We start from the raw sequence: 21872 nt of genomic DNA, 5'->3' as shown, positions 1-21872 counted from the left end.
CACACATCCGCCCCTCTGCGCCCGCTCGCACCGGCCCCGCGCCCCGCTTGAGCTGGCCGAATGACCGTTCGGTCGCCAAGATTCGAACGAGATGTCTGTAAATCGGTGATCGATGTGCGGGCACCCTTCACACCCGACAAACTCGATGGTGTCCAGTCGATAGAACGCAGCCAACTGCTGCGTTTCACCTTCGATTTGAAAGGTTGATTCGTCGTGCGTCACCGCATCGCTGTTGTCTCCTCCGCCGCCCTCCTGGCACTGGCCGGTACCGTCGGCCTCGCAGAGGCACAGCCCGCCAGCCTGTACGCCCCCTCCGCCGTGGTCCTGACCGTCGCCCAGGGCGAGGACGCAGCCACCGTCGTACGGGCGTCCACCCTCAGCTGCGCGCCGACCGCCCAGGGAACGCACCCCGACCCCAAGGCCGCGTGTACGGCCCTCGCCGCCACCGCCGGCACCCTCGACACGCTCCTGGACGCCCCTGACTCGAACCGTGCCTGCCCGATGCACTACGACCCCGTCACCGTCACGGCAGACGGCGTCTGGCAGGGCAACCGCATCTCCTGGAAGCACACCTTCTCCAACACGTGCACCATGGCCGCGACCTTCAACGGCAACGCCGTCTTCGCGTTCTGACCGCCCACCCCTCCCCTGCGTCCGCCCCCGCCCCTCCCCGGGCGGGGGCGGACGTGCGCCTCCCTCCGTCCCGGCAGGGCGTGGCCGCCGTCACACTCGTGCGGGTGTCACATCCGGCGCCGCTGCGCTGTCCTCCCTACGGAACCGACAGAAGGGATCGTCAGGATGAGGACCGTCATCGTGTGCGTCTCGGTGTCGCACGGCAATACGCGTCGTGTCGCCGACACCATGGCCCAGGTACTGGACGCCAAGGTCGTCTCCCCCGAGGAGGCAGACCCGGCGGAGCTCGCGGGCGCCGACCTGGTGGGATTCGGGGCGGGCGTCTTCCACTCCAGGCTCCACCCCCGCCTGACCGACTTCGCCCGCACGCTTCCCCCCGGCCCGGGCCGCACGTTCGTGTTCGCCACCAGCGGGCTCCCCGAGGTACCGCCGGCGCCCTTCACCCGCCCCCTCGTCCGGCTCCTCCACGGCAAGGGCCGGGAAGTGGACGGGACCTTCTCGTGCCGGGCGTTCGACACCTGGGCGCCCTTCAAGCTCATCGGCGGTATCAACAAGCAGCGGCCCCACGCAGGGGACCTGGCCGCCGCACGGGCGTTCGCCGAGCGGCTGCGGAACGGAACGCGACCGGTGTCCTGACGACTGCCGCCCGCGGCCGGGCTGCGCAACGCGGCGCCGCGGCGGGGGCGGGGCCGCCCTCCCGAAAACCAGTGGAGCCGCACGGGCGTGTGCCGTTACCGTGCTCCCGCCCCTGTCCCCCTGTCGAGGACGTGCCGTTGTACACCAAGTGAGACCCCCCGAGCGCTGATTTCGTCGCGCGTCGCGCCCTGTGCGCCGCGCTGCTTTTCGCTGCGGATTTCTCACTGGAACCGGTGTACACCTGTGCTCAAAACCTGGGTGGTCGTACCCACCCGCCTGCCCCTTGTCCTGCGCCGTTGCCACACATGCGCCTGCGAGCGCTTCCGGGCGAGCGGAAAATTCCGTGTCAACGCACACCACAAGCTCCTCGACGTCTGGCTCCTCGCGCTGTGTACCGGGTGCGGGGAGACCATCAAGCTCACCGTCCTGGAACGGACGAACGTGCGCTCCATCCGTCCCGAGCTCCTGGACCGGCTGCACGCCAACGACCTCGGCCTGACGGCCGAGCTGCTCCGGGATCCGGTCGTGCAGCGTCGTCATCGCATCGCCCTCGACTGGGACGACGCCTGGCGCCTCGACGCCGCCGGCGGATCGGATCGGCCGCAGGAGGGGGAGGCGATCGAAGTCTCGGTCCGCTTTGCGGCGCGGATCCCTGTCCGGCCGGTGCGACTGATCGCTGAAGGGTTCGACCTCTCGCGAGCCGAGGTCGAGAGGCTGATCACCGCAGGGAACCTCGTGTCGGCGGTCCGCCTCAGCGGCAAACTCTCCGCCGATTTCACCTTCACGTTCAAACGCTGAGCCCTCACGGCCCAGGGCCCGTCCGGCACGTTCCGCCGGACAGGCCCTGGGCCCCGTACAGGGAGCGGAAGCGGCCCCGGGACCGGCGAGGCCTGGGCCTTGCCCGGTACCGGGGCTCCCCGCATCGGACGTCAGTCGCCTCCACCGCCGCCCCCGCAGCCTCCGCCGCCCCCACAGGACGAGCCGCCCCCGCAGCCGCCCCCTCCCCCGTCGCCCCACGAGCTCTTGCGCCCCCGCTTGCGCGACGAGGACCCACCGCTTCCCCCCAGCATCGCGACGATCAGCACGATGACGATGAACCCCACGATCATCAGGAACTCCATGTCCCCTACCCCCGTTCCCCGTACCGGTCCCGTCCGGTCCGTGTCAGGGGGATCCCCCGCCCGGCCGCCGAACCAACCCCACTTGAGGAACTCCAGAGCTTGTAAGACTTCCGACGCCGTGCGTCAGCCGAGGCCGGCGCTCGCGGTACCGGCGTCAGCCCGTGGCCCGGGCCGCGGCTTCGCGGGTGATGTCGGCGTAGAGGCGGAAGAGGACCGGGCGGGACTCGTCGTGTTGGCGTTCGTGCAGCGCTGCCCAGCAACGGGCGACGAGCTCCCGGGCCCGGGTGCCGGGCCAGGGCCGGGGCAGGAGCTGGGGCGGCAGCAGGGGGTCCGGCTCCATGGCGCGCGTGAGTTCGGCGGCCAGTTCGACCGCGATGGTGAGCAGCGCGGAAGGGGAGAGCTCGGCCGGTCCGGTGAGGCGCACCAGACGGGGTTGGGCGAGGCGGTGGAGGCGGTGGTAGCGGTCGGCGATCTCCTGCAAGGGCCACAGGAGGCCGGCGAGTTCCGCGGGCTCCTGCGTGCCGCCCCTGCGCAGGTCCGTGGTCGTGAGGAGGGTGAGCGCGTCGTGGGCGCCGAGGCGACGGGCCGCGTCCTCGACGTACGGTTCCCAGGCGTTGGCGCAGACGTACAGTCCTCCCTGGAGCGGGGCGCCACCGAGGTGCAGGAGCGTGTCGCGCAGCGAGTCCCGTGCCGTGCGCGCTGCTTCGGGCACCGCGAAGGCGGCCAGGTGCCACGCCCCGTCCCAGGGCGCGAGCCCGGCGTCCTGCCGGAACGCGTGCCGCAGGAAGTCCGCGTTGGGGGCCAGGGCGCGCGTCGTGTCCACGGTCGCGTGCAGCTGCGCCTTGCGGCCCCGGCCCTCGTGGGTGAACCGCCCCTCGGCGACCAGGCGTTTGATGCACAGCCGCACCTGCTGGTCGCTCATGCCGAGGGTGGTGGCGACGGTGTACAGCTCGTCCGCGTCGACGGTGCCGTCCTCGCGGATCAGAGCGTGGACGAGCATGCGGGTGGGGATCTCGATGTGGTCGTCGGTCATGGTGTGCGCAGTCCTCTCGGGCCGTTCGTCTCGACGGGGCGGCGCATGGTGGTCACCGCGCCGAATCCGAGCAGCCCGCGCAGGTAGGGCGTGGGCTCCGTCCGTACGGCCGTGAAGCCGCGCCGCTCGTACAGGGCCCGGGCGCGCGGGTTGGTGTCGATCACGTCCAGTCTGATCTCCCGGCAGTCCTGCTCCTGCGCCAGGGCGGCCATCTCCTCGATGAGCAGGCTTCCGACGCCGCGGCCGCGCAGGGCGGGGTCCACGGCGATGCCGTCCATGACGAGCTGGCCGGGGGCCGGGTGCCGTTCGAACAGGGCGAGGAGCAGGAGTCGGTGCAGTCCTCGCAGGTGTCCGTACGTGCGCAGCACCGCGGAGGCCGAGCCTCCGGTGAGGGCCCGCCCGTCGAGCTGGTAGCCGGCGAGGCCGACGAGCTGCCCGTCGAGGATCGCGCACACCGCGCGGTCGGCGTTGAGGTGGGCGGCGAGGAAGGCCACCGCCTTGTCAGGCGGGTTCAGAGCGGGGCCGAGTTTGCGGCCGAAGGCGTCCCAGTACAGCTCGGCTGCCCGCCGCTCGGTTCCCGCGGGGATACCCCGCCGGACCGTCACCGGCCCCGTCCCGGCGCTCGTCGCGTCCCGTCCCATGTCGTATCCCCCTCGCTCGCCGTTCTCTCCCTTTGGACCAAAACTATCACCTCGACAACGATCGTGGAGTGAGTGATAGTTTTTGGCACGCACCCGAAGCAGAGGCGGTCAGATTCCATGTGCCCGAAGGTCCCACCCCGTCGGCGCGGGCTCCGCGTCGCCGTGTGGTCGCTCGTCACGGTCCTGTTGACGGCGGCCGGTCTCGTCGGTGTGGTGCTGTGGCAGCACTCCTACGACATCCACGAGCAGCGCGTCTCGATCCGCAGCGGCGGGCACACCCTCAGCGGGGTCCTGGCCACCCCCAAGGACGGTCGCCGGCAGCACGGCCTGGTCGTGTACGTCCACGGCGACGGCCCCGTCGACGCCACTCACGACGACGGTTACAAGCCCCTGTGGGAGGCGAACGCCAAGGCGGGATACGCGTCCCTGTCCTGGGACAAGCCCGGTGTCGCGGGCGCACCGGGCAATTGGCTCGACCAGTCCATGGACGACCGGGCCGACGAGGCCGTCGCCGCCATCGCCTGGGCCCGCGCCCGAGCGGACATCGACGGCAACCGGATCGGCCTGTGGGGCGCGAGCCAGGCGGGCTGGGTCCTGCCGAAGATCGCCGCCAAGACGCCCGTGAACTTCGCCATCGCCGTCTCGCCCGCGATCAACTGGCTCCGGCAGGGCCGCTACAACCTCCTCGCGGAGCTGCGCGCCGACGGCGCGTCGGCCGCCCGCACCGAGGCCGCGATCGCCAGGAGCGACGCCACCCGCCGGCTGCTGGAACGCCGTGCGACGTACGAGGAGTACGTCGCGGCGATGGGAGGCGAGGCGCACGGCATGACCGCCGATCGCTGGGGCTTCGTCTCCAAGAACCACACCGCGGACGCCACCCAGGACCTCCGCGCCCTGCGCGGGGTACCGGTGTTGCTGACCCTCGCAGGTCATGACATGAACGTGGACACCGCCGACACGGAGCGGGTCTACCGCGAGGTGCTGGGCCCGGGCGGCGCGCTGACGATCGAGTCCTACCCGGACGCGAGCCATTCGCTGGTCCGGCAGTCCGTCGAGCAGTCGGACCTGAGGATCACGCTCACCGCGCTCTTCTCCCCCCGCTCCCTCTTCGCGCACGGGTTCCTGGAGGACCAACGACGGTTCCTCGAGGACCCCGGCCGAGGCGGCCGTGTCACGTCATGACGCGTGCGCGGCCCCTTCTCCCCCGCCTCAGGCCGAGGCCGACGGGTCGGATGATTCGGCGGCCCGACGGTATTCGGCGTTGATGCGCTGGGCCTCTTCGAGCTGGTCCTCGAGGATGATGATGCGGCAGGCGGCCTCGATGGGGGTGCCCTGGTCGACGAGTTCCCGGGCGCGGGCCGCGATCCGCAGCTGGTAGCGGGAGTACCGGCGGTGCCCGCCGGCGGAGCGGAGCGGGGTGATGAGGCGGGCTTCGCCGATGGCACGGAGAAAGCCCTGGGTCGTGCCGAGCATCTCGGCGGCCCGGCCCATGGTGTAGGCGGGGTAGTCGTCGTCGTCGAGACGGTCGTACGAGTCGCCTGCGGTCATTTGCACCTCTCTCATGGCACGCGTGGAGGGGCCCTGGCGCCGTATGGCACCAGGGCCCCGAAGGAACTACTACACCATCTGCCAGCTCTGGTACTGCGCCGGCCTTGTGTTTCCGCGGACCCGACCGAGTTGCCGTCGGGGGCGCGGGGATCGCGGTTGCTTGACCGGAGACCACCTCACTATCGATGTCCTGCGGTACCCGGGCTCGGACTTCCGCCCGGGCGATCCTGATGGCGCTCGGCTCCTCCGTTCTTCCCTCGGTGATCAACTGCTTTCCAAACGGGGAACTGCCTACTGCTTGGTACTGCTGGTGGTGCTGTACTGCTACTTCCCGGTGCGCGCGTCCGCAGCCGACGCCTTCACCGTTGTACTGCTCACTACTTCACTGCTGGGTACTGCCACTGCGGTACTGCTCACGGCGGCCCCTGATCACTGCGGGCCACCCGGTCCGGTCGTCAGCCCCGTCGCCGTCCTGCAACCACCATGGCTTCGGAACTCCACCACCGCACCGTCCTGCGAACTGCGTGTACTGCTGCCCGGCAGTTCGTCTCTGCCGGGCCCTTTGGTTTCTCTCGGCTACGAGAGAAACCATAACCAGACCGACGTCCAATGTCTACTCTGGCCGCCATAGATTTTTGCGCGCACCCAGGAGGGATATCCCTGCTCGGCCGACCCGGCATCGCAAGAGGGCCCGATCGGCGCGCGCCGGTCGGGCCCTCTTGGCTGTGGTGGGTGCCGGCTCGCGCCGGTTCCTCGGTCATGCGGTCATGCGGTTACGCGGTTACGCGGCCCCGGGGGGTCCTGTGGTCCTGCTCCCGCGGTCAGACGCCCGCAGGGGTGCCGAGCATCGCAGAGGCGTGCTGGAGCGGGCTGAGGGTGCGCGTGGGCGCAGCGGCCCTGGGGAGCCCGCGGCAGCTGAAGCCGAGCTGGGTCATGGCCCGGACCACTTCGCCGACGCTGAAGTCACGCCGGTCCTGGCGGGTGATCACCTGGCCGACCTGCTTGACGGGGTAGGTGCGGCGGCCGATGATCACGGACTCACCGACGATCTCCTCGGGCTTGACGCCCTTCATCGATTCCAGGACGCCGCTCTTGGTCAGGTCGAACGGGAAGCGGGCGATGACGCAACGCATGGTGCCTCACAGGGAGAAGAGGTGGATGGTTCGACCGCGGTCCGCGGAGGCGGTTCAGCGTGCGAGGGCCAGGACGCCCAGGGCGCTGCCCTGTTCGTCGACGACGGGCAGGGCGTCGAGCCGGCGGTAGCGCATCGCGTGTTCGGCCTCGGCCATCGTGGTCAGGGGCGAGGTGAACGGCCCGCCGTCACCGAGGACGTCGCGCAGCCGGACGCGGTCCGTGTACGCGTCCCCGTCACGGACGGCGGCGAGCCCGGCCCGGGTGACCAGTCCGGTGCACAGACCGTCCTCGTCGCGGACGAGGAGATGTCCCACGCGGGCACTGGCCATGACGGACAGGGCCACCTCGACCGTCATGTCGTCATGGGCCTGCGGCCCGGCCGTCTCCATGGCGTCGTCCACCGTTCGGTGCACGGGGTCGGCTTGCGCCGAGCGGGGCTGCATCTGGACCAGCGTCACAACGTGCCTCCTGGAGGGACGGGTCGGTGTCAGTGTCGGTTTCCCGTTCCGGATCAAGTGGTGTTCAGGCCGCCGCATCGAAGGCGGTCTGGCGCACGCCGCCGCGCCGGGCCGCCGAAGCGGGACTGCGCCGACCACGGGAGGAGCTGCTGCGCTTGGGCCGCTCGGACACCGGGGCGGTGATGGTGACGGGGATGCCCGAGGGGGTCCGAGCGCCGGTGATCCGGTGGAGCGCTTCATCGCCGGAGCGGACCTGGGTGGTCAGGGGGACGATGCCGGCTGCGGCCATCAGGCGGGTCATGTCGCGGCGCTGGCCGGGAGTGACCAGGGTGACGACGCTGCCGGACTCCCCGGCGCGGGCGGTGCGGCCGCCCCGGTGCAGGTAGTCCTTGTGGTCGGTCGGCGGGTCGACGTTCACGACGAGGTCGAGGTTGTCGACGTGGATGCCGCGAGCGGCGACGTTCGTGGCGACGAGCACGGTCACGTGTCCGGTCTTGAACCGGGCCAGGGTGCGGGTGCGCTGGGGCTGGGACTTGCCGCCGTGCAGGGCGGCGGCGCGGACCCCGCTGTCGAGGAGGTCCTGGGTGAGGCGGTCCACGGCGTGCTTGGTGTCGAGGAACATGATCACCCGGCCGTCGCGGGCGGCGATCTCGATGGTGGCCGTCTGCTTGTCCGCGCCGTGGACGTGGAGGACGTGGTGTTCCATCGTGGTGACCGCGCCCTGGGAGGGGTCCACGGAGTGGACGACGGGGTCGGTCAGGTAGCGGCGGACCAGGAGGTCGACGTTGCGGTCCAGGGTCGCCGAGAACAGCATCCGCTGCCCTTCGGGGCGTACCTGGTCCAGGAGCGCGGTGACCTGCGGCATGAAGCCCATGTCGGCCATCTGGTCGGCCTCGTCGAGGACGGTGACGGCAACCTGGTCGAGCCGGCAGTCGCGGCGGTCGATGAGGTCCTTGAGGCGTCCGGGGGTGGCCACGACGACTTCGGCGCCGCCCCGCAGCGCAGCCGCCTGCCTGCCGATCGGCATCCCGCCGACGACGGTGGCCAGGCGCAGTTTGACGGCGCGGGCGTAGGGGGCGAGGGCGTCGGTGACCTGCTGGGCGAGTTCGCGGGTGGGGACCAGGACCAGCGCCAGGGGCTGGCGCGGCTCGGCGCGCTGTCCGGCGGTGCGGGCCAGCAGCGCGAGGCCGAAGGCCAGCGTCTTGCCGGAGCCGGTGCGGCCGCGGCCCAGGACGTCACGGCCGGCGAGGGAGTTCGGCAGGGTCGCGCCCTGGATCGGGAACGGCACCGACAGCCCCTGGGTCCCGAGCGCGGCGAGCAGCTCCGCGGGCATGTCGAGGTCGGCGAACGCCTCGACCGCGGGCAGCGCGGGAGTGATCGTCTTCGGCAGGGCGAACTCACCCTGCACTGCGGCGGGTCGGCGGCTGTAGCCGCCCGAGCGGCTCGGACCGCCCGAACGGCTCGGGGCGGACGAACGGCTCGGGGCGGACGAACCGGAGCGGCTGCTACGGCCCGAACCGGATCCGGAGCCGAAAGCGGGGCCGAATGCGGGGCCGCCGGCCGTGCGACTGCGGGTACGGGAGGAGCGGTTGTTCGTACGGGTGGGGTTCATTCAGAACCTTCCTTGATACGGCACGTATCAAGGAATTCCCGCAGCGGAAGAACAGCGCAGGTAATCACAAGAACGGACCGAATGGAATGCGACAGCGAGGGTGGCCCACGGAAAATCCGTGTCGGCGCTGGCGCTGGAATGGGCGATGCCGAGCGGAAGTGTCCGGTGCATCGGTGGATACGGCTCCGAGGAGGCAGCATCCCTGAAGGTCTTGCTCCCGCGGGGGAAACCCACTGCGGGAATATGTGCAGCTGGGGCCCGCACCCCGAGGGATGCGGGCCCCAGCTACGAATTACGCGTCAGCGTCAGGCGGGAAGGATGTTCTCGGCCGTCGGGCCCTTCTGACCCTGCGCGATGTCGAAGGTGACCTTCTGGCCCTCGTTCAACTCGCGGAAACCCTGGGCGGCGATGTTCGAGAAGTGGGCGAACACGTCGGGGCCGCCACCGTCCTGCTCGATGAAACCGAAACCCTTTGCCGCGTTGAACCACTTCACGGTACCAGTAGCCATGTCATATCTCCTTTGGGGCAGTACAGCAGCATTCGCACTGTGCGAACACCGTGTCGCCGCGATGATGCCCCGCCGGAAAATGAACCGGAAAATACGAAGCGCTTCCCTTGGCGCGAGGCCCAGGAGGCGCTTGAAGTTTTTTGGGTACCAAAACTGCAACCGAGATCGACAGTAGCACGATGGAGTGGCCGGCGTACGTCACACATTTCCACCCCGTGCGGTACGGCAGAAAATCTCCCCGCGGGGTCCGTTGAACTCTCAACCCGCGGGAACAGATATTGATTCACCCCGAGAGCAGCGTTGCGGAAGCAGAACCACCACGAGAAGAGCAGACCCCGAACCCTCCCCGACCACGAGGAGGGCGGGGCTCGGGATGGTTACGGACTCTCGTCGCCACCCGGCGCGTGCGGGAGATGCACCCCGTCCACCGGCGGCTCCTCGCCCGCCTTCCCGTGTTTCTCCGCCAGGCGGGCCCGCTCCACGCGGTCCGGGTCGACGGGCGGCCCCTCGCCCGGTCCGGTCCGGGACGGAGCTCCCGGCGGGCGGCCGTGTTCGTCCACAGCGGCTCCCGCGTCGGGGAGCAGGGCCGAGCGCGGGTCCTGGTTCCTGCCACTCATCGTCCACCGCCTCTCTGGCACCGGTGCGGTCGGCGCTCAGCTGCGCCGCTCCCGGTGGGACATGCCCCGTTCCACCGGCACCTGTACCCCGCACCTGCCCCGCCGCGGGGCGGGCACACCGTGCGGACCACGGTAGGGCCGGACGGGCCTCGGCCCGGGCGCCCTCACGCTTCGACGTACGCCACGATCGTGATCGTCCCCAGGGCGGTCACGTAATAGATCACCCGGACCCCGTCGATCTCGTCCGCGTAGTCGCGCAGCAGGGTGCCGGGGACCTCGGTGCCGAGCTCGGGATTGACGCTGACGGCGACGATCGCGCGGTCCAGGCGGTGCGTCTCGGGCGCGGTGAGCTTGGCGAGCTGGGTGAGCGCGGGCTCGACCATGACGACGCGCGAGCGGCGCGCGGCGTGGTCAGGCGACACGGGGCTGCTCGTCGGCGAGGCCGGCGAGGTGGGCGTCGCGTGCGGTCTCCCACGGCACGCCGGTCTCCGGGCTCGGGTAGCCGTGGGCGGCGATGTCCTCGAGTACCGAGGCGAGGGCGTCGACCTTTGCGCGCTGGTCTGCCGCGTACGCGAGGACGGCCGCCGCGGCGTGCTCGTCGAGGGGCTGACGGTCGGGCACGGGTGCGGTGGCCGGCTGTTCGCTCATCCGGGGCTCCTGGGCTGTCTCTTGCGTGTTGTCCCCCACGGTATCGCCGCGCCGGAGCCCCGGAGCCCGGTACGGCGAACCTGCCCTGCGCGGGGATCGGCGGGACTCCGCCGGGCCCGGGACGGACGCGTGCGACCTCCTGACGCGTGTGACCTCCTGACGCGTGCGACCTCCCGGGCCCGATCGGTCAGCACTGGTTCCCGTGCGCGATGTCCACGACGAACCGCTCCGGCGAGTGCAGGGTGAAGGTCCGGTAGTACGGCATGGTGTCGAAGGCGGCTCCGAAGGTCACGTACCCCTCGTAGTCGCCGGTCATGGCAAGGCCCTTGAGCTTGCTGAGGAAGATCTTCTGGAGCCTGGGCCCCTGGTAGACGCTCTCGTACGCGTCGTTGTGTGCGGCGGCCGGATTGAAGCGGATCTCCAGGAAGAAGTTCCCGGCCAGCGGCACGGGCGCGCCGGACCCGTCCTGGAGCAGCCGCGGAACGGCGGTGACGGTGGCCCCGGGGACGTACCCCTGCAGGTCGATGACGATCCGGTCGTAGGTGGCGTGCCCGCCCCAGCGGGCGTTGACGACGAGCGGGGTCGGGAGCTGGGTCTCGGTGCGGGTGGCGGCGGCGCCGGCGGCCGAGGACGGTACGGCGAGCGCGAGCCCCACGGTGAGCAGGATGCCGGAGGCCAGGGCCACGATCCTGCGGCGGTGCGGACGAAGCGGGTGGATCATGACGTCCCCTCGATTCTCGAGAGACGGGGACCTGTGACACAGACTAGGACGCCACCACGGACCCGGCAGTTCCACTTCCCGTTCGACTTTTCTGCCGGTGCACAACGGCCTTTGATGGCAGGGTGGTTGGGTGGAGAACCGGCCCCGCCCGACAGGAGAGAACCGGATGCCTCGTCCCCGCTTTCCCCGCTGCGCGGCGGCCGCCGCGGTCCTGGCCCTGGCAGCCACCGCCTGCGGCGGCGACGCGGGCCGCGAGGTCGCGCAGGAGGGCAAGGGCGGCTATCGGTGGAAGGCCACCGACGAGATCTGCAACGTGCTTCCCTACGGCGAGCTCGCCGACCCGCTGGGCGCGCGGGAGGAGGCCGCGGACCGGATCAAAAGGACCGGCGGGGGCGCCCCGGGCGTCCAGTGCGTACAGCCGCTCGTCGAGTCCGGCCCGGCCAAGTACGGGAACGTCAAGGTCGAACTGGACCTCGCTTACACCGAGAGCGTCGACTTCGCGAAGGACGTCTTCGCCAAGGCCCGGGAGAACACGCGCACCGACACGCCCGACAGCGACCTCACCGACGTCAAGGGCGTCGGCAAGGAGGCCTACCGGTTCGGCTACAACAAGCCGGACGACCGGCGGCAGGTTCGCGAGCTGCGCCTGCGGGACAGCAATCTGATGATCGACATCACCGTCACGGCGGAGGCCCGCTCACTGCCGACTCCCGAAAGCCTCAAGGCGTTCGACGCGTCCGTGGAGGACTTCGCGAAGGGCTGCCTCAAAGCCCTTCGCAGGTAACGGCCGAGGGCCGGGCGCCCACCTCGGGCGGTGAAACGTGACCCTGACCCATCTCGACTCGACTCTGGCCACCTTCGACTTGGGCGAGTTCCCGAGGAGGGCCGAGCACGAGGCCGGGCGCTGGTCTTGACCCGTCCGAGGGGCCCGCGTTCGGGCTGGGGCACCCGGCCGTCAGCGCGGTGCCCCAGGGTCAACCGCGTGTGAATAGGGTGACCCCATGTCTGTCACATTGAGCTCCGCAAGAGCCGCTGCCGCCCTCCGTACGTCGGCGCGCGTCTCCGCCGAGGTGCTGGTGGTCCTGGTCATGGCGGCGGTGGCCCTGTGGGTCGTGGGCCGGATGTGGTCGGTCGTCTGGCCGCTCATAGTCGCCCTGTTCCTCACCACCCTGACCTGGCCCCTGGCCGCCTTCCTGCGCCGGAAGGGGTGGCGGCCCGCTCTGGCCGCCACCGTGGTGACCGTGTTGTTCCTCCTGGTGGCCGCGGGCATCGTGGCGCTGATCGCCGTACCCGTGGCGTCCCAGTCGGGCGAACTGGTCGACGGCGTGGCCGAGGGAATCCAACGGCTGCGCGAGTGGGCGGCAGGGCCGCCGCTGAACATCGGCGACGACCAGATCACCGGCGCATTCGACGCCGCGATGGCCCGCCTCCAAAACAGCGTCGGCAGCGCGGTGTCCACCGTCGTCACGGGAGTGAGCACCGTCTTCAACGGTCTGGTCACCGCCGTGCTGGCGCTCTTCCTGATGTTCTTCTTCCTCAAGGACGGCCCCCGCTTCCTGCCGTGGCTCACCCGACAGCTCCCCGGCCGGCTCGCCCACGACATCCCGGTCGTGGCCGCGCGCAGCTGGCAGACCCTGGGCTCGTTCGTGCGGTCCCAGGCCTTCGTCGGCCTCCTGGACGCCGTGTTCATCGGTCTCGGCCTGTGGATCGTGGGCGTACCGCTGGTGCTGCCGCTGGCAGTTCTGACCTTCGTCTCCGCGTTCGTACCGATCGTGGGAGCCCTGTTCGCCGGTCTGGTGGCGGTGCTCATCGCACTGGTGTCGAACGGCCTGACGGATGCGCTGATCGTGCTGGCGATCATCGTCGCGGTCCAGCAGCTCGAAGGCAACGTGTTCCAGCCCATGATCCAGAGCCGCAGTCTCGGTCTCCACGCGGCCGTGGTCCTGCTGGCGGTCACGCTGGGCGGCAGCCTGGCCGGCGTCGTCGGCGCCCTGCTGGCCGTTCCGGCGGCCGCGCTCGTCGCCGTCGTATGGAACTACCTGCGCGAACAGCTCAGCGAACCGCCGCACGAACCTGAAGACGAGGTCGGCGACGGGCCGCCCCCTGCCCCTGCTCCTGCCCCTGCCCCTGCCCCTGCCCCTGCGTAGGGCCGTTCCGCGGCCCCGCCCGGGCGACGTCCTGTGGCGGCCGGCCGGCTGTCCGGGCCGGGCCGGGCCGCCGCTGTCCCCACCGGCACCGCCACCGCCGACACCACCGACACCACCGCCGAGGCTCCGTGCTGCTGATCGGTCACCCCAGGTGATCGTGAGCGGGTGGGCGTTCCCGCTGTGCAGGTGGGTAGGCGGGTGGTGTGGACGATCAGGAGTTGCAGCGGCTCCGCGCCGAGAACCTGCTGACCGGGCTGAGCGTGGACAACCGCCGGCCCGAACAGCCCGTGCTGCTGGACTCGTCCGGCGCCCCGATCCGTACGTGGCAGGAGAACTACCCGTACGACCGCAAGATCCGGCGGGCGGAGTACGAACGGGCCAAGCGGATCCTGCAGATCGAACTGCTGAAGCTGCAGCGCTGGGTGAAGGACACCAGGGCCCGGCTCGTGGTGATCTGCGAGGGCAGGGACGCGGCGGGCAAGGGCGGCACGATCCAGCGGTTCACCGAGCGGCTCAACCCCCGTGGCGCCCGGATCGTCGCCTTGGACAAGCCGACGGAGCGGGAGGCGGGGCAGTGGTACTTCCAGCGGTACGTCGCCCACATGCCCGCAGCCGGTGAGATCGTCTTCTTCGACCGTTCCTGGTACAACCGCGCCGGCGTCGAGAAAGTCATGGGGTTTTGCACCGAGGAGCAGTACGAGCTGTTCTTGCGGCAGTGTCCGGCCTTCGAGGCGATGCTCGTGGAGGACGGGGTCCTGCTGGTGAAGTTCTGGTTCTCGGTCTCCCGCGCCGAGCAGCGCACCCGCTTCGCGATCCGTCAGGTCGATCCGGTGCGGCAGTGGAAGCTGTCGCCCACCGACGTGGCCTCGTTGGACCTGTGGGACGCGTACACCAGGGCGAAGGTCACGATGTTCCGTGCGACGGACACCGGGCACGCGCCGTGGACGGTGGTCAAGAGCAACGACAAGCGGCGCGGCCGACTGGAGGCGATGCGCAGCCTCCTGTGGCGCATCGACTACGACCGCAAGGACGAGGCGGCGGTGGGCCGCCCGGACCCCCTCATCGTCGGCGCCGCCGACACCCTGCTGGAGGCGGGGGAGGAACCCACCGACCTGTCCCCCACCCCCCTGGCCGACCAGCCCCCCGGGGTCGCCGGACTGCACCCCCGCCCCGAGCACCCTGAGCACTACGAGCACTCCGAGCACCCCGCGCCCTCCGGAACAGAGCCGCACGCATGACACCCGGGCGGGCCGGTCGCGGCCACCCGGGTGACCTCCGCACGGCCCACGGCCCCGTACCACGGCCCGGACCGGACGCCTGAGCGAGGATGCACAGGCCTGTTCCCCGTTCCTGGACGCCGACACCGACGACGGCCTCACACAGCCGCCCCTCACACCTGGCCAGTGGCGGGCCCCGCCGGCATCCGCCGGTCCCGCCTGCCGGCGGGGCGCCGACGCCTGCGTGCGTCTCCGTAGTCTCCGTAGTCTCCGTAGTCTCCGTAGTCGGCAGGGCCCCGGTCCCGCCACGTTCGCCGCCCCGATTCCCAGGTCCTGACCACCACCGAGGTGACACCCTGTGAGCAGCCCGACCGGTCTTTCGGAAGGCTCCCTTGCCGCCCTGCACCACTTGCGGGAGAAGCGGGAGATCAACACCGTGACCCTTCGCTACGCGGACGTCCCGGGGGTCCTGGACCCGGAAGTCGAGGGCAACCTGACCCCGGAGGAGCTGGTGCAGGCCCTGCCCGCGGACGAGCCGCGGCTGGTCGTGCACGAGCTCTCCTTCGCGACCCCGGAGGGCATGCGCAGGAACGAACAGCTGCTGATCTTCTGGATGCCTCCGGACGCCGCCACGCAGGAGGAGGCTTACACGGCCGGGTACACCGCCCTGAAGGAGTTCCTCGCCGACGTCCACGTCCACCTCACGGCCAGGCGCGCCCACCACCTCCAGTACCGAAGGCTCGTCGCGCTGGCCGGCTGAGCTCTCATGGCCGTGCGACTCTGCGGCTCTGGTGGCCGCCCCCAGCCGAACGCCCCACGCCGCACACGACTGCGCCGCCGCACCTCGTACTGCGCGGCGGCCGGCAGGCCGGGCTCATCCGGGACGCAGACCCGACTGTTCGCGTCACGCGAGCCGGTCGATGAGGATCATGGCCACGTCGTCCGTCAGGCAGTCCTCGGTGTGTCGGATCAGTGCCTGGTGCAGTTCGTCCAGGAACTCCTGCGGGGAGGTGTCGGCGGATATCCGCTCCATGATCTCCGGCAGGGGGAGGAACTCGTCCTCGCGGTTGCGGGCCTCGATCACGCCGTCCGTGTAGAGGAGAAGCCGGTCACCGGTCAGGAACGGGTAGCTCTCGGGCCGGGCGGGAGGGCCGCTGACCAGGTCTTCGAGACCGAGTGGCGGCAGGGGCGAAGCCGGCATCAGGGCCTGGACCCGGCCGTCGTGCAGCACCAGCGGCGGCGGATGGCCGCGGTTGACCAACTGCACCACCTGTTCCTCCGGCACCTGCGCGATGAGCGCGGTGGTGAATCCCTCCATGAGGACTTCGGGAAGTTCTTCCTGCGAGTAGGCACCCGGCACGGCGGACTCCCGCCGGAGCGCGGCCGCACAATGGTTCATGACCTCCTCGACCTCGTCCTCGTAGTGGACGGACTCCCGGAACGCACCCAAGGCCACCGCGACCGCGCGGATGGCGGACAGCCCTTTGCCCCGGACGTCCCCTACGATCAGGCGGACGCCGTACCTCGTCTGAATGGCCTCGTACAGATCGCCGCCTATCTGCGCGCCGGTCCCGGCCGCGAGGCACAGGGCCGCCGCCCGTACCGGCCCCAGGATCTCGGGGACGGGCCGCAGGACGACCTCCTGCGCCGCCACCGCGATCCGGCGGACCTGGTCGAGCTCGCTCTGCCTGCGCGTGCGCACCGCGTTGCTCAGGATGACACTGGCCACGGACACCACGATCAGTCCCAGGAAGTTGCCGATGATCAGCTGGGTCAGGGTTCCCCACGACTGGTTGTAGGTCGCGGTGGTCACGTTCACGGCCGCAGCGAGGGCTGCCGCGGACAGCGTGCCCTTCGGCCCCATCGTCAGCGCGGCCAGCGCCGGTGTGGTGGTGAGGAGGGGACCGGTGACCAGATCGTGCGCGGGTGAGAGCTCGATGGCCAGTACGCCCAGCGCGATCGCGAAGGGCGCGCACTGCCCCAGCGTGAACAAGACCTCGCTGTGACCGCCCGCTCCTGGTCGAGAGGAGCGAGGATGTGACCTCATGGAAACAGCCTGCCTCGCCGAAGCGGCAACGGCCTCCCGGAGCCCCGTGACAGCAGCCGCGGTATCCACTGGCACCGAAATTCGAACACTTGACTGAATGAGTGGAGGGCCGAACTCCGTCGCCGGGCCGGCCGCGTGGTCGGGAGTGTAACGATCACCGGCCGGAGGTAGGTGTCGGCCACGGTGTCGTGGAGCGCAGGGGGGCTGCGAGCGTGCGCAACCTTTGGTTTCGATGCGGCCCGTGGGTGAAGTTCACGATATTCGCGCTGATGGGCAGCGCGGCCGGGCTCATCGCGGGATGGTGGTTACCAGCGGCGCAGGCCGGGCTGGTGGGGGCCGCATTCCTCGCCCTGAGCAGTGGAGCAGCGGCCCGGAACGAGTCCCAGCTGAGCGACAGGCGCCATGAGCGGGAGCGCGCGGCGACCACTCTCCTGTCGAAGCATTCGCGAGGCACCTTGCCCCGCGTCCGGGACATTCGGGATCCGGTTCTGGTCGGGATCCACCCATACCAACATGACCTCGCAGAGCAACCGGACAGGCGTTGGAGTGCGCCTCCGTACATCCCCCGCGACATCGACGCGGACCTGCATGCGGCCGTGCGCGACGGAGGCTTCGTCCTCCTGGTGGGGGAATCGACGGCCGGCAAAACACGATCCGCTTTCGAGGCCGCACGTCTGCTCCTACCGGAGTATTTCTTGCTGAGCCCTCGGAACCGGGACGGGATTTCCAGCCTGCTGGATGCACTGAAAATACGGAGGCACTATCTCATCTGGCTCGATGACATGGAGCGGTTCCTGGGACCGGGAGGGCTGACGTCGTCCTCTCTGAGCAGCATGCTGGAAAGCGGAGCCACAATCGTCGCCACCATGCGGACGCCGGAGTACGACCGATTCGGCGATCACGCCGAATCGGTCATCGAAAGCGCCGACTACGAAGTATGGCGCGACGGCCGTGATGTCGTTCGCCAGGCGAAGAAGATCCGGATACCGCGGCAATGGTCGCCGGCCGAGCGGGGCAGGGCGCAACTCCACAGGAACGACCGGCGCATCAATCGTGCACTGAGCGCTTCGGAGGCGTTCGGCGTGGCCGAAGTCCTGGCCGCCGGTCCGGAACTCCTCGAGGCGTGGAGGAACGCCTGGTCTCCAGGTTCCCATCCCCGAGGGGCGGCGCTCGTGCTGGCCGCGGTGGACGTGCGCCGCGCCGGCATGCACGAAGCAGTAGGCGTGTCCCTTCTCGTTCGGCTACACGAGATCTACCTGAGGGACCGGGGAGGGGCGCAGTTGCGGCCAGAAGCAATGGAGTCCGCGCTGGCGTGGGCTCTGCGGCCATTTGGGCACAGTGGCGCCAGCATGTTGGTAGGCGAACCGGGTACCGGGCTCAGGGCTTTCGACTATTTCCTCGACACCCTCAACCTCGAAGTCATTCCGGACGAGTCGTGGGACCTGATCTTGACGCACGCCACCCCGCGCGATGCGCTCGACATGGGCATGATGGCGCTGCTCGATGCCCGCCACGACCGAGCGGCGAGCGCCTTTGCGGTGGCAGCACGGGCCGGACTGGCGGCAGCGGACGTCGCCAAAGCGGTCATCATGGGGAAAACAGGCCACATCGATCAGGCAGTGACGGAGCTGCAGTCGATCTGGGAATTCCGCACGAGATCACTGGGCAGGGAAAACCGGGACACCTTGGACGCCCACGCCAAGCTGGCATACCTCACCTTGAAACAAGGGCGTCCGGCCGAAGCCCTCTCATTGATGCGCGAACTGTTGCCTCTGCGCGAAGCGCACCTTGGGGCTGAGCACCCAGAGACACTCGACACCCGCCTGAACATCGCGAACGCCATCGGAAGGCTGGGACATCCCGCCGATGCAGCGGATCAATGCCGTGCCCTGCTGGAGAGGTTCCAAAGGGAGCTCGGGCCCGACCACATAAACACCCTGGACGTCGAGGCGAGAATAGCGATGTGGACAGGCAAATCCGGCAGATACGCCGAGGCGTTCGACCTCACCGAGACCCTGGTGAGCAGACGCACCCTCGCACTGGGCGCCGATCACGCCGATACCCTCTACGCTCGCGGGCGGGCGGTCACATGGCTCGCGGCCATGGAGTTGCATGCAGACGCTCTGGAGCGGGCGCGGAAACTCCTCGACGACAGAAGAAGGGTCCTGGGTCCTGACCACCTCCACACCCTCCACGCCCGACGCCAAGTGGCTCGTCTGGTAGACCGCACACAAGGTTCCGCCTCGGCGATGCCCGTATGGCGTGAAACGCTGGACGAACACGTGCGAATCCTCGGGCCGGAACACCCACTTACCCAGAAGGTCATCGCGTTTTCCGGATTTCGCGTGCCCTGAGGGCTGTCCGTACCTGACCAGGGCGGCCCAGCGGCGGATGTATGGATCGGGATGGGCTCGGGCGGATGCAAGTGCGCCAAAGGAAACGACGTCTAGGAACTCCTCACGAAATGCCCTGGATGCCTCACGCACTGTCGGCTCGTGGACCTGTTGCATAGGCCAGCGGCGGCACAATCGCCCGTACGTCCGTCTGCTCCTCCACCCACAGGCCGATGAACAGCGCGGCGGTCGCCTCCAGCAGTCCGGCGCGGTCCAGCCCGCCCCCGGCCACCGGCTCGCAGCCCATGTCCCGGACCAACTTGCGTGCCAGCGCGAGTGCCGCCTCGTCGTCCCCGCAGATCGGAACGGTCAGGCGCTGACCGTCGAAGATCGGCGGGGTCATCCGCCACACACCCTCGTGACAGAGGTTGAATGCTTTGACGACGCGCACGCCCGGGACCGCCGCAGCCAGACGGCGCGCTGCCGAGGGGCCTTCGTCCGTCAACAGCCGGAAGCCGGGCCCGACCGGATTGGCGCAGTCGATCAGGACTTTCCCCTCCAGCGCCGGCCGGAGCTCCCTGACGACGTCCGCTCCCGCGGCGTACGGCAGCGCGGCCAGCACCGCCTCGCCGAAGGCTGCTGCCGCCTGCAGGCTGCCGTGCCCCGCACTGCCCCCGAGACGCGTCGCGAGCCGCTGGGCCTTGTGTTCGTCCCGGCCTCCGACGAACACCTCGTGCCCGGCTCGCACCCACTGCGTGGCCAGTGCATCCGCCATGTTCCCCGTTCCCAGCACACCGATCTTCATCGATCCACCCCTCTTCGTATCTGCTCCACGCGCTTCCTGGACGACGATAGGAAGCCCGTCAGGCACCATTTGGTACGTGACGACCGACGCCCGCCTCGCCGACTGCCGCGCCCGCCTCGCCTTCGACCTCCTGTCCAACACCTGGAACGCCGTGCTCATCTGGGTCCTGCGGGACGGTCCCAGGCGCCCTGGCGAACTACGGGAGCGCATCGGCGGCATCAGTCCCAAGGTCCTGACCGAGACGCTGCGGCGGCTGGAGTTCAACGGGCTGGTGACACGGAAGGCCCATGCCGAAGCGCCGCCCCGTGTCGAGTACGAACTCACCGCTCTGGGAGCGACATTGCTCGGCCCCATAGACGCCTTCGGCGCGTGGGCATTCGAGCACGGCGATGAAGTCATGGCCGCCCAGGAACGAATGGGCGGGTGAGCTCCCGGCTGGTGACCTCCCCTGCGTGCTGTTGCCGCACTTTCAGACCGGGAGTCGCTGAACGCCGGTCCAGGGGGCGTCGGACGGGCTGTCAGAGGGTGGCTTTAGCGTTGCTGCATGATCTGGACCGCCTCACAGGACACCCTGCCACCCGTGGCGCCCGCGCGGCGGATCGGCGCTGCGCCCGAGTCGCTCGCCGAGACCGTCGAGCTGACGGTGGCTCATATCGACTCCCGTGCGCACACCGTGGCGGAGTTCGAGCGCTCGCTCGACGGGCTGGTGCGGCAGGCGCACCGTGAGCGGTACCCGCTCGCGCGGGCGCTCTCCGCTGCGCTCGGGCATCGGTATGCGGAGGAGGAGATCGAGGCGCACCGGCTCGGCGGGGTGGACGTCGTGGTGGCCTCGCTGTTGGGGCGGGTGCCGGGGTACAGCCTCAAGCCCGCGTACGTGCGCCGCCCGCGGGGACACGAGGAGTGCGCGCAGGGCGGGCTGGAGCTGGTGATCGCCGCGCGGGTGCGCGAGGTCGGGTACGCGCTCATGTCCAGGGAACCCCTGCCGTTCCTGCTGGCCACGCCGACCTGGGACACGGGCATGCTGGAGGCCGCCGAGTTGGTCGAACGGCTCGTGGAGTACCGGCGACGGGGCGTCCGGCCCGGGCCTGCCGACTTCGGGCAAGCCCTGCTGCGCGTGCGCCGTGACGATACGGCGGCCGCAGCGGCGGCCGAGGCTGCGGTCCGGCTCGGAACCGCAGAAGGCGTGCGGCTCGCCGCCTGGCTCGGCCCGGACGGTGAACCGGGCGCGGCGCTCCGCCGGGTCGTCGAGCCCGATCCGCGGGCGCACCGGGCCTGGGAGCGGGCCGGTACGACCGTGCCGCAAGTCGCCTTCGTCAGCGGTGGGCGTCCGGCCCTGGAGAGGGAGTTCCCGGAGGCCTTCCACTGGCTCGGCCGTCCGCACGAGGGCTTCACGCAGTGCTATCACTGGCACGAGGGACACCCCGTACGGGCAGCGGTGCTGCCCGAGGACCGGAACGTCCAGGCCGCGTGGCTGCTGCCCCACATCACCCTGGCCGCGACGGCGGGCGATCACGGTGCGGCCTGGATGCTGCCTCACCTCGCCCGGCTGGGCGGGCCTGCCGGACCCGCGCTGCACGCCGCGGTGGCGGCGGGGCTGGGCGGCCGGTACGCGGAGAGCCGGCGCCCGGCGGTGGAGGCGCTGCTGGTGCTGGCGGCCCGGGGCGAGCTCGATGCCGCGTTGCTCGGCCGCGAGCTCGCCGCGATGGTGGCCTTGGGCACGGTCAAGCCCAACCGGCTGGCGGACGCGGCGCGTTCGGCCGCGGCAGCCGGGGCGCACGCCACCGTGTGGGCCGTGCTCGCCGAGGTGCCGGCGAACCTCCTGCCCTCGGGGCGGGGCGCCGGCGAGGTGCTGGCTGTCGCCGCGGAGTGCGCGGAGCGATGCGGGGCCGTGGGCCCGGTTCCGGACGGCGTCGCGGCCGTCGCGGCCCGCCGCGGGTCGTCCCGCCTGGTCGCCGAGGCCCGCCGCCTGAGCACCGCGCTCACGGGCGGGTGAGCCGGGTCGGCGCGCCGGG

The 21872-nt window shown here is 70.4% G+C and carries 24 protein-coding genes; 11 read left to right on the top strand and 13 right to left on the bottom strand.

Annotation, left to right across the window (positions count from 1 at the left end; genetic code table 11):
- The first annotated feature begins 213 nt into the window (after positions 1–213).
- The 3 genes from AB0D44_RS22595 (at position 214) to AB0D44_RS22585 (ending at position 2067) form a co-directional block, all read left to right on the top strand.
- Complete coding sequence (locus tag AB0D44_RS22595; protein ID WP_362593881.1) at positions 214–633, top strand: SSI family serine proteinase inhibitor; 420 nt, start codon at positions 214–216, stop codon at positions 631–633.
- 165 nt (positions 634–798) lie between these two features.
- Positions 799–1269, top strand: a complete 471-nt coding sequence (locus AB0D44_RS22590) for a flavodoxin family protein (protein ID WP_362593879.1) — start codon at positions 799–801, stop codon at positions 1267–1269.
- A gap of 243 nt (positions 1270–1512) precedes the next feature.
- Entirely contained in the window at positions 1513–2067 is a 555-nt protein-coding gene (locus AB0D44_RS22585; protein ID WP_362593876.1) for a DUF1062 domain-containing protein, read from the top strand.
- A 477-nt stretch (positions 2068–2544) separates the two neighbouring features.
- Here AB0D44_RS22585 and AB0D44_RS22580 read toward each other — a convergent pair whose 3' ends face one another.
- Both AB0D44_RS22580 and AB0D44_RS22575 read right to left on the bottom strand, forming a co-directional pair.
- Positions 2545–3423: a PaaX family transcriptional regulator C-terminal domain-containing protein gene (locus AB0D44_RS22580; RefSeq protein ID WP_362593873.1), complete on the bottom strand. Its 879-nt coding sequence runs from the start codon at positions 3421–3423 to the stop codon at positions 2545–2547.
- Positions 3420–4064 (bottom strand): GNAT family N-acetyltransferase, encoded by a 645-nt coding sequence (locus AB0D44_RS22575; protein ID WP_362593871.1) that lies wholly within the window; start codon positions 4062–4064, stop codon positions 3420–3422. The genes AB0D44_RS22580 and AB0D44_RS22575 overlap by 4 nt, the downstream gene beginning before the upstream one ends.
- A gap of 117 nt (positions 4065–4181) precedes the next feature.
- Between AB0D44_RS22575 and AB0D44_RS22570 the strand changes: the two genes are divergently transcribed.
- Positions 4182–5246 carry an alpha/beta hydrolase gene (locus AB0D44_RS22570; RefSeq protein WP_362593868.1) on the top strand — a complete coding sequence of 355 codons (1065 nt, stop codon included), beginning with the start codon at positions 4182–4184 and terminating at the stop codon, positions 5244–5246.
- A gap of 27 nt (positions 5247–5273) precedes the next feature.
- On the opposite strand, the gene AB0D44_RS22565 is transcribed toward AB0D44_RS22570, so the two are convergent.
- The 9 genes from AB0D44_RS22565 to AB0D44_RS22525 form a co-directional block, all read right to left on the bottom strand.
- The gene (locus AB0D44_RS22565; protein WP_362593865.1) at positions 5274–5612 is read right to left on the bottom strand and encodes a MerR family transcriptional regulator; all 339 of its coding nucleotides are present in this window, start codon (positions 5610–5612) and stop codon (positions 5274–5276) included.
- Between the two features lie 821 nt (positions 5613–6433).
- Positions 6434–6745, bottom strand: a complete 312-nt coding sequence (locus AB0D44_RS22560) for an SCO5918 family protein (RefSeq protein WP_362593862.1) — start codon at positions 6743–6745, stop codon at positions 6434–6436.
- A 54-nt stretch (positions 6746–6799) separates the two neighbouring features.
- The gene (locus tag AB0D44_RS22555) at positions 6800–7204 is read right to left on the bottom strand and encodes a CBS domain-containing protein (protein WP_362593859.1); all 405 of its coding nucleotides are present in this window, start codon (positions 7202–7204) and stop codon (positions 6800–6802) included.
- A gap of 64 nt (positions 7205–7268) precedes the next feature.
- A complete protein-coding gene (locus tag AB0D44_RS22550) occupies positions 7269–8816 on the bottom strand; it encodes a DEAD/DEAH box helicase (protein WP_362593856.1) in 1548 nt (515 codons plus the stop codon).
- Positions 8817–9121: 305 nt separating this feature from the next.
- The gene (locus AB0D44_RS22545) at positions 9122–9325 is read right to left on the bottom strand and encodes a cold-shock protein (protein WP_362593853.1); all 204 of its coding nucleotides are present in this window, start codon (positions 9323–9325) and stop codon (positions 9122–9124) included.
- Positions 9326–9702: 377 nt separating this feature from the next.
- A complete protein-coding gene (locus AB0D44_RS22540) occupies positions 9703–9942 on the bottom strand; it encodes a hypothetical protein (RefSeq protein WP_362593850.1) in 240 nt (79 codons plus the stop codon).
- Between the two features lie 164 nt (positions 9943–10106).
- Complete coding sequence (locus AB0D44_RS22535) at positions 10107–10364, bottom strand: hypothetical protein (RefSeq protein ID WP_362593847.1); 258 nt, start codon at positions 10362–10364, stop codon at positions 10107–10109.
- Positions 10354–10590, bottom strand: coding sequence for a hypothetical protein (locus AB0D44_RS22530; RefSeq protein ID WP_362593844.1), 237 nt, complete (start codon positions 10588–10590; stop codon positions 10354–10356). Before AB0D44_RS22530 ends, AB0D44_RS22535 begins: the two co-directional genes overlap by 11 nt.
- Positions 10591–10777: 187 nt before the next feature.
- Positions 10778–11311, bottom strand: coding sequence for a hypothetical protein (locus AB0D44_RS22525; protein WP_362593841.1), 534 nt, complete (start codon positions 11309–11311; stop codon positions 10778–10780).
- A 166-nt stretch (positions 11312–11477) separates the two neighbouring features.
- On the opposite strand from AB0D44_RS22525, the gene AB0D44_RS22520 reads away from it, so the two are divergent.
- The 4 genes from AB0D44_RS22520 to AB0D44_RS22505 all read left to right on the top strand — a co-directional run bounded on the left by AB0D44_RS22520 (position 11478) and on the right by AB0D44_RS22505 (position 15435).
- Positions 11478–12095 carry a hypothetical protein gene (locus AB0D44_RS22520; protein WP_362593838.1) on the top strand — a complete coding sequence of 206 codons (618 nt, stop codon included), beginning with the start codon at positions 11478–11480 and terminating at the stop codon, positions 12093–12095.
- Between the two features lie 217 nt (positions 12096–12312).
- Positions 12313–13458 carry an AI-2E family transporter gene (locus AB0D44_RS22515; protein WP_362593836.1) on the top strand — a complete coding sequence of 382 codons (1146 nt, stop codon included), beginning with the start codon at positions 12313–12315 and terminating at the stop codon, positions 13456–13458.
- 203 nt (positions 13459–13661) lie between these two features.
- Entirely contained in the window at positions 13662–14696 is a 1035-nt protein-coding gene (ppk2, locus tag AB0D44_RS22510; RefSeq protein WP_362593833.1) for a polyphosphate kinase 2, read from the top strand.
- A gap of 337 nt (positions 14697–15033) precedes the next feature.
- Entirely contained in the window at positions 15034–15435 is a 402-nt protein-coding gene (locus tag AB0D44_RS22505) for a cofilin family protein (protein WP_362593830.1), read from the top strand.
- Positions 15436–15579: 144 nt separating this feature from the next.
- Here the strand turns inward: AB0D44_RS22505 and AB0D44_RS22500 are convergent, their stop codons facing one another.
- A complete protein-coding gene (locus AB0D44_RS22500; RefSeq protein ID WP_362593827.1) occupies positions 15580–16668 on the bottom strand; it encodes a PP2C family protein-serine/threonine phosphatase in 1089 nt (362 codons plus the stop codon).
- Between the two features lie 299 nt (positions 16669–16967).
- On the opposite strand from AB0D44_RS22500, the gene AB0D44_RS22495 reads away from it, so the two are divergent.
- Positions 16968–19076, top strand: coding sequence for a tetratricopeptide repeat protein (locus AB0D44_RS22495; RefSeq protein WP_362593824.1), 2109 nt, complete (start codon positions 16968–16970; stop codon positions 19074–19076).
- A gap of 124 nt (positions 19077–19200) precedes the next feature.
- Here the strand turns inward: AB0D44_RS22495 and AB0D44_RS22490 are convergent, their stop codons facing one another.
- On the bottom strand, positions 19201–19860 hold the full coding sequence (locus AB0D44_RS22490; protein ID WP_362593821.1) for an NAD(P)-binding domain-containing protein: 660 nt from the start codon (positions 19858–19860) through the stop codon (positions 19201–19203).
- Between the two features lie 76 nt (positions 19861–19936).
- Between AB0D44_RS22490 and AB0D44_RS22485 the strand changes: the two genes are divergently transcribed.
- Together AB0D44_RS22485 and AB0D44_RS22480 are read left to right on the top strand one after the other, a co-directional pair.
- Positions 19937–20287 (top strand): helix-turn-helix domain-containing protein, encoded by a 351-nt coding sequence (locus AB0D44_RS22485; protein WP_362593818.1) that lies wholly within the window; start codon positions 19937–19939, stop codon positions 20285–20287.
- Between the two features lie 117 nt (positions 20288–20404).
- Positions 20405–21853: a DUF6493 family protein gene (locus AB0D44_RS22480; protein WP_362593815.1), complete on the top strand. Its 1449-nt coding sequence runs from the start codon at positions 20405–20407 to the stop codon at positions 21851–21853.
- Positions 21854–21872: the final 19 nt, after the last annotated feature.

Origin of the sequence: Streptomyces sp. NPDC048349 (genome assembly GCF_040651925.1) — a bacterium.
Taxonomy (GTDB): domain Bacteria; phylum Actinomycetota; class Actinomycetes; order Streptomycetales; family Streptomycetaceae; genus Streptomyces.
This window is presented reverse-complemented; position numbering and strand designations above follow the sequence as displayed.

Bases quoted from the DNA above. Each gene is read 5' to 3' on its own strand.
- AB0D44_RS22590 (WP_362593879.1), top strand. From the start codon at position 799: ATGAGGACCGTCATCGTGTGCGTCTCGGTGTCGCACGGCAATACGCGT.
- AB0D44_RS22580 (WP_362593873.1), bottom strand. From the start codon at position 3,423: ATGACCGACGACCACATCGAGATCCCCACCCGCATGCTCGTCCACGCT.
- AB0D44_RS22575 (WP_362593871.1), bottom strand. From the start codon at position 4,064: ATGGGACGGGACGCGACGAGCGCCGGGACGGGGCCGGTGACGGTCCGG.
- AB0D44_RS22570 (WP_362593868.1), top strand. From the start codon at position 4,182: ATGTGCCCGAAGGTCCCACCCCGTCGGCGCGGGCTCCGCGTCGCCGTG.
- AB0D44_RS22565 (WP_362593865.1), bottom strand. From the start codon at position 5,612: ATGACCGCAGGCGACTCGTACGACCGTCTCGACGACGACGACTACCCC.
- AB0D44_RS22560 (WP_362593862.1), bottom strand. From the start codon at position 6,745: ATGCGTTGCGTCATCGCCCGCTTCCCGTTCGACCTGACCAAGAGCGGC.
- AB0D44_RS22550 (WP_362593856.1), bottom strand. From the start codon at position 8,816: ATGAACCCCACCCGTACGAACAACCGCTCCTCCCGTACCCGCAGTCGC.
- AB0D44_RS22545 (WP_362593853.1), bottom strand. From the start codon at position 9,325: ATGGCTACTGGTACCGTGAAGTGGTTCAACGCGGCAAAGGGTTTCGGT.
- AB0D44_RS22540 (WP_362593850.1), bottom strand. From the start codon at position 9,942: ATGAGTGGCAGGAACCAGGACCCGCGCTCGGCCCTGCTCCCCGACGCG.
- AB0D44_RS22530 (WP_362593844.1), bottom strand. From the start codon at position 10,590: ATGAGCGAACAGCCGGCCACCGCACCCGTGCCCGACCGTCAGCCCCTC.
- AB0D44_RS22525 (WP_362593841.1), bottom strand. From the start codon at position 11,311: ATGATCCACCCGCTTCGTCCGCACCGCCGCAGGATCGTGGCCCTGGCC.
- AB0D44_RS22520 (WP_362593838.1), top strand. From the start codon at position 11,478: ATGCCTCGTCCCCGCTTTCCCCGCTGCGCGGCGGCCGCCGCGGTCCTG.
- AB0D44_RS22515 (WP_362593836.1), top strand. From the start codon at position 12,313: ATGTCTGTCACATTGAGCTCCGCAAGAGCCGCTGCCGCCCTCCGTACG.
- AB0D44_RS22490 (WP_362593821.1), bottom strand. From the start codon at position 19,860: ATGAAGATCGGTGTGCTGGGAACGGGGAACATGGCGGATGCACTGGCC.
- AB0D44_RS22480 (WP_362593815.1), top strand. From the start codon at position 20,405: ATGATCTGGACCGCCTCACAGGACACCCTGCCACCCGTGGCGCCCGCG.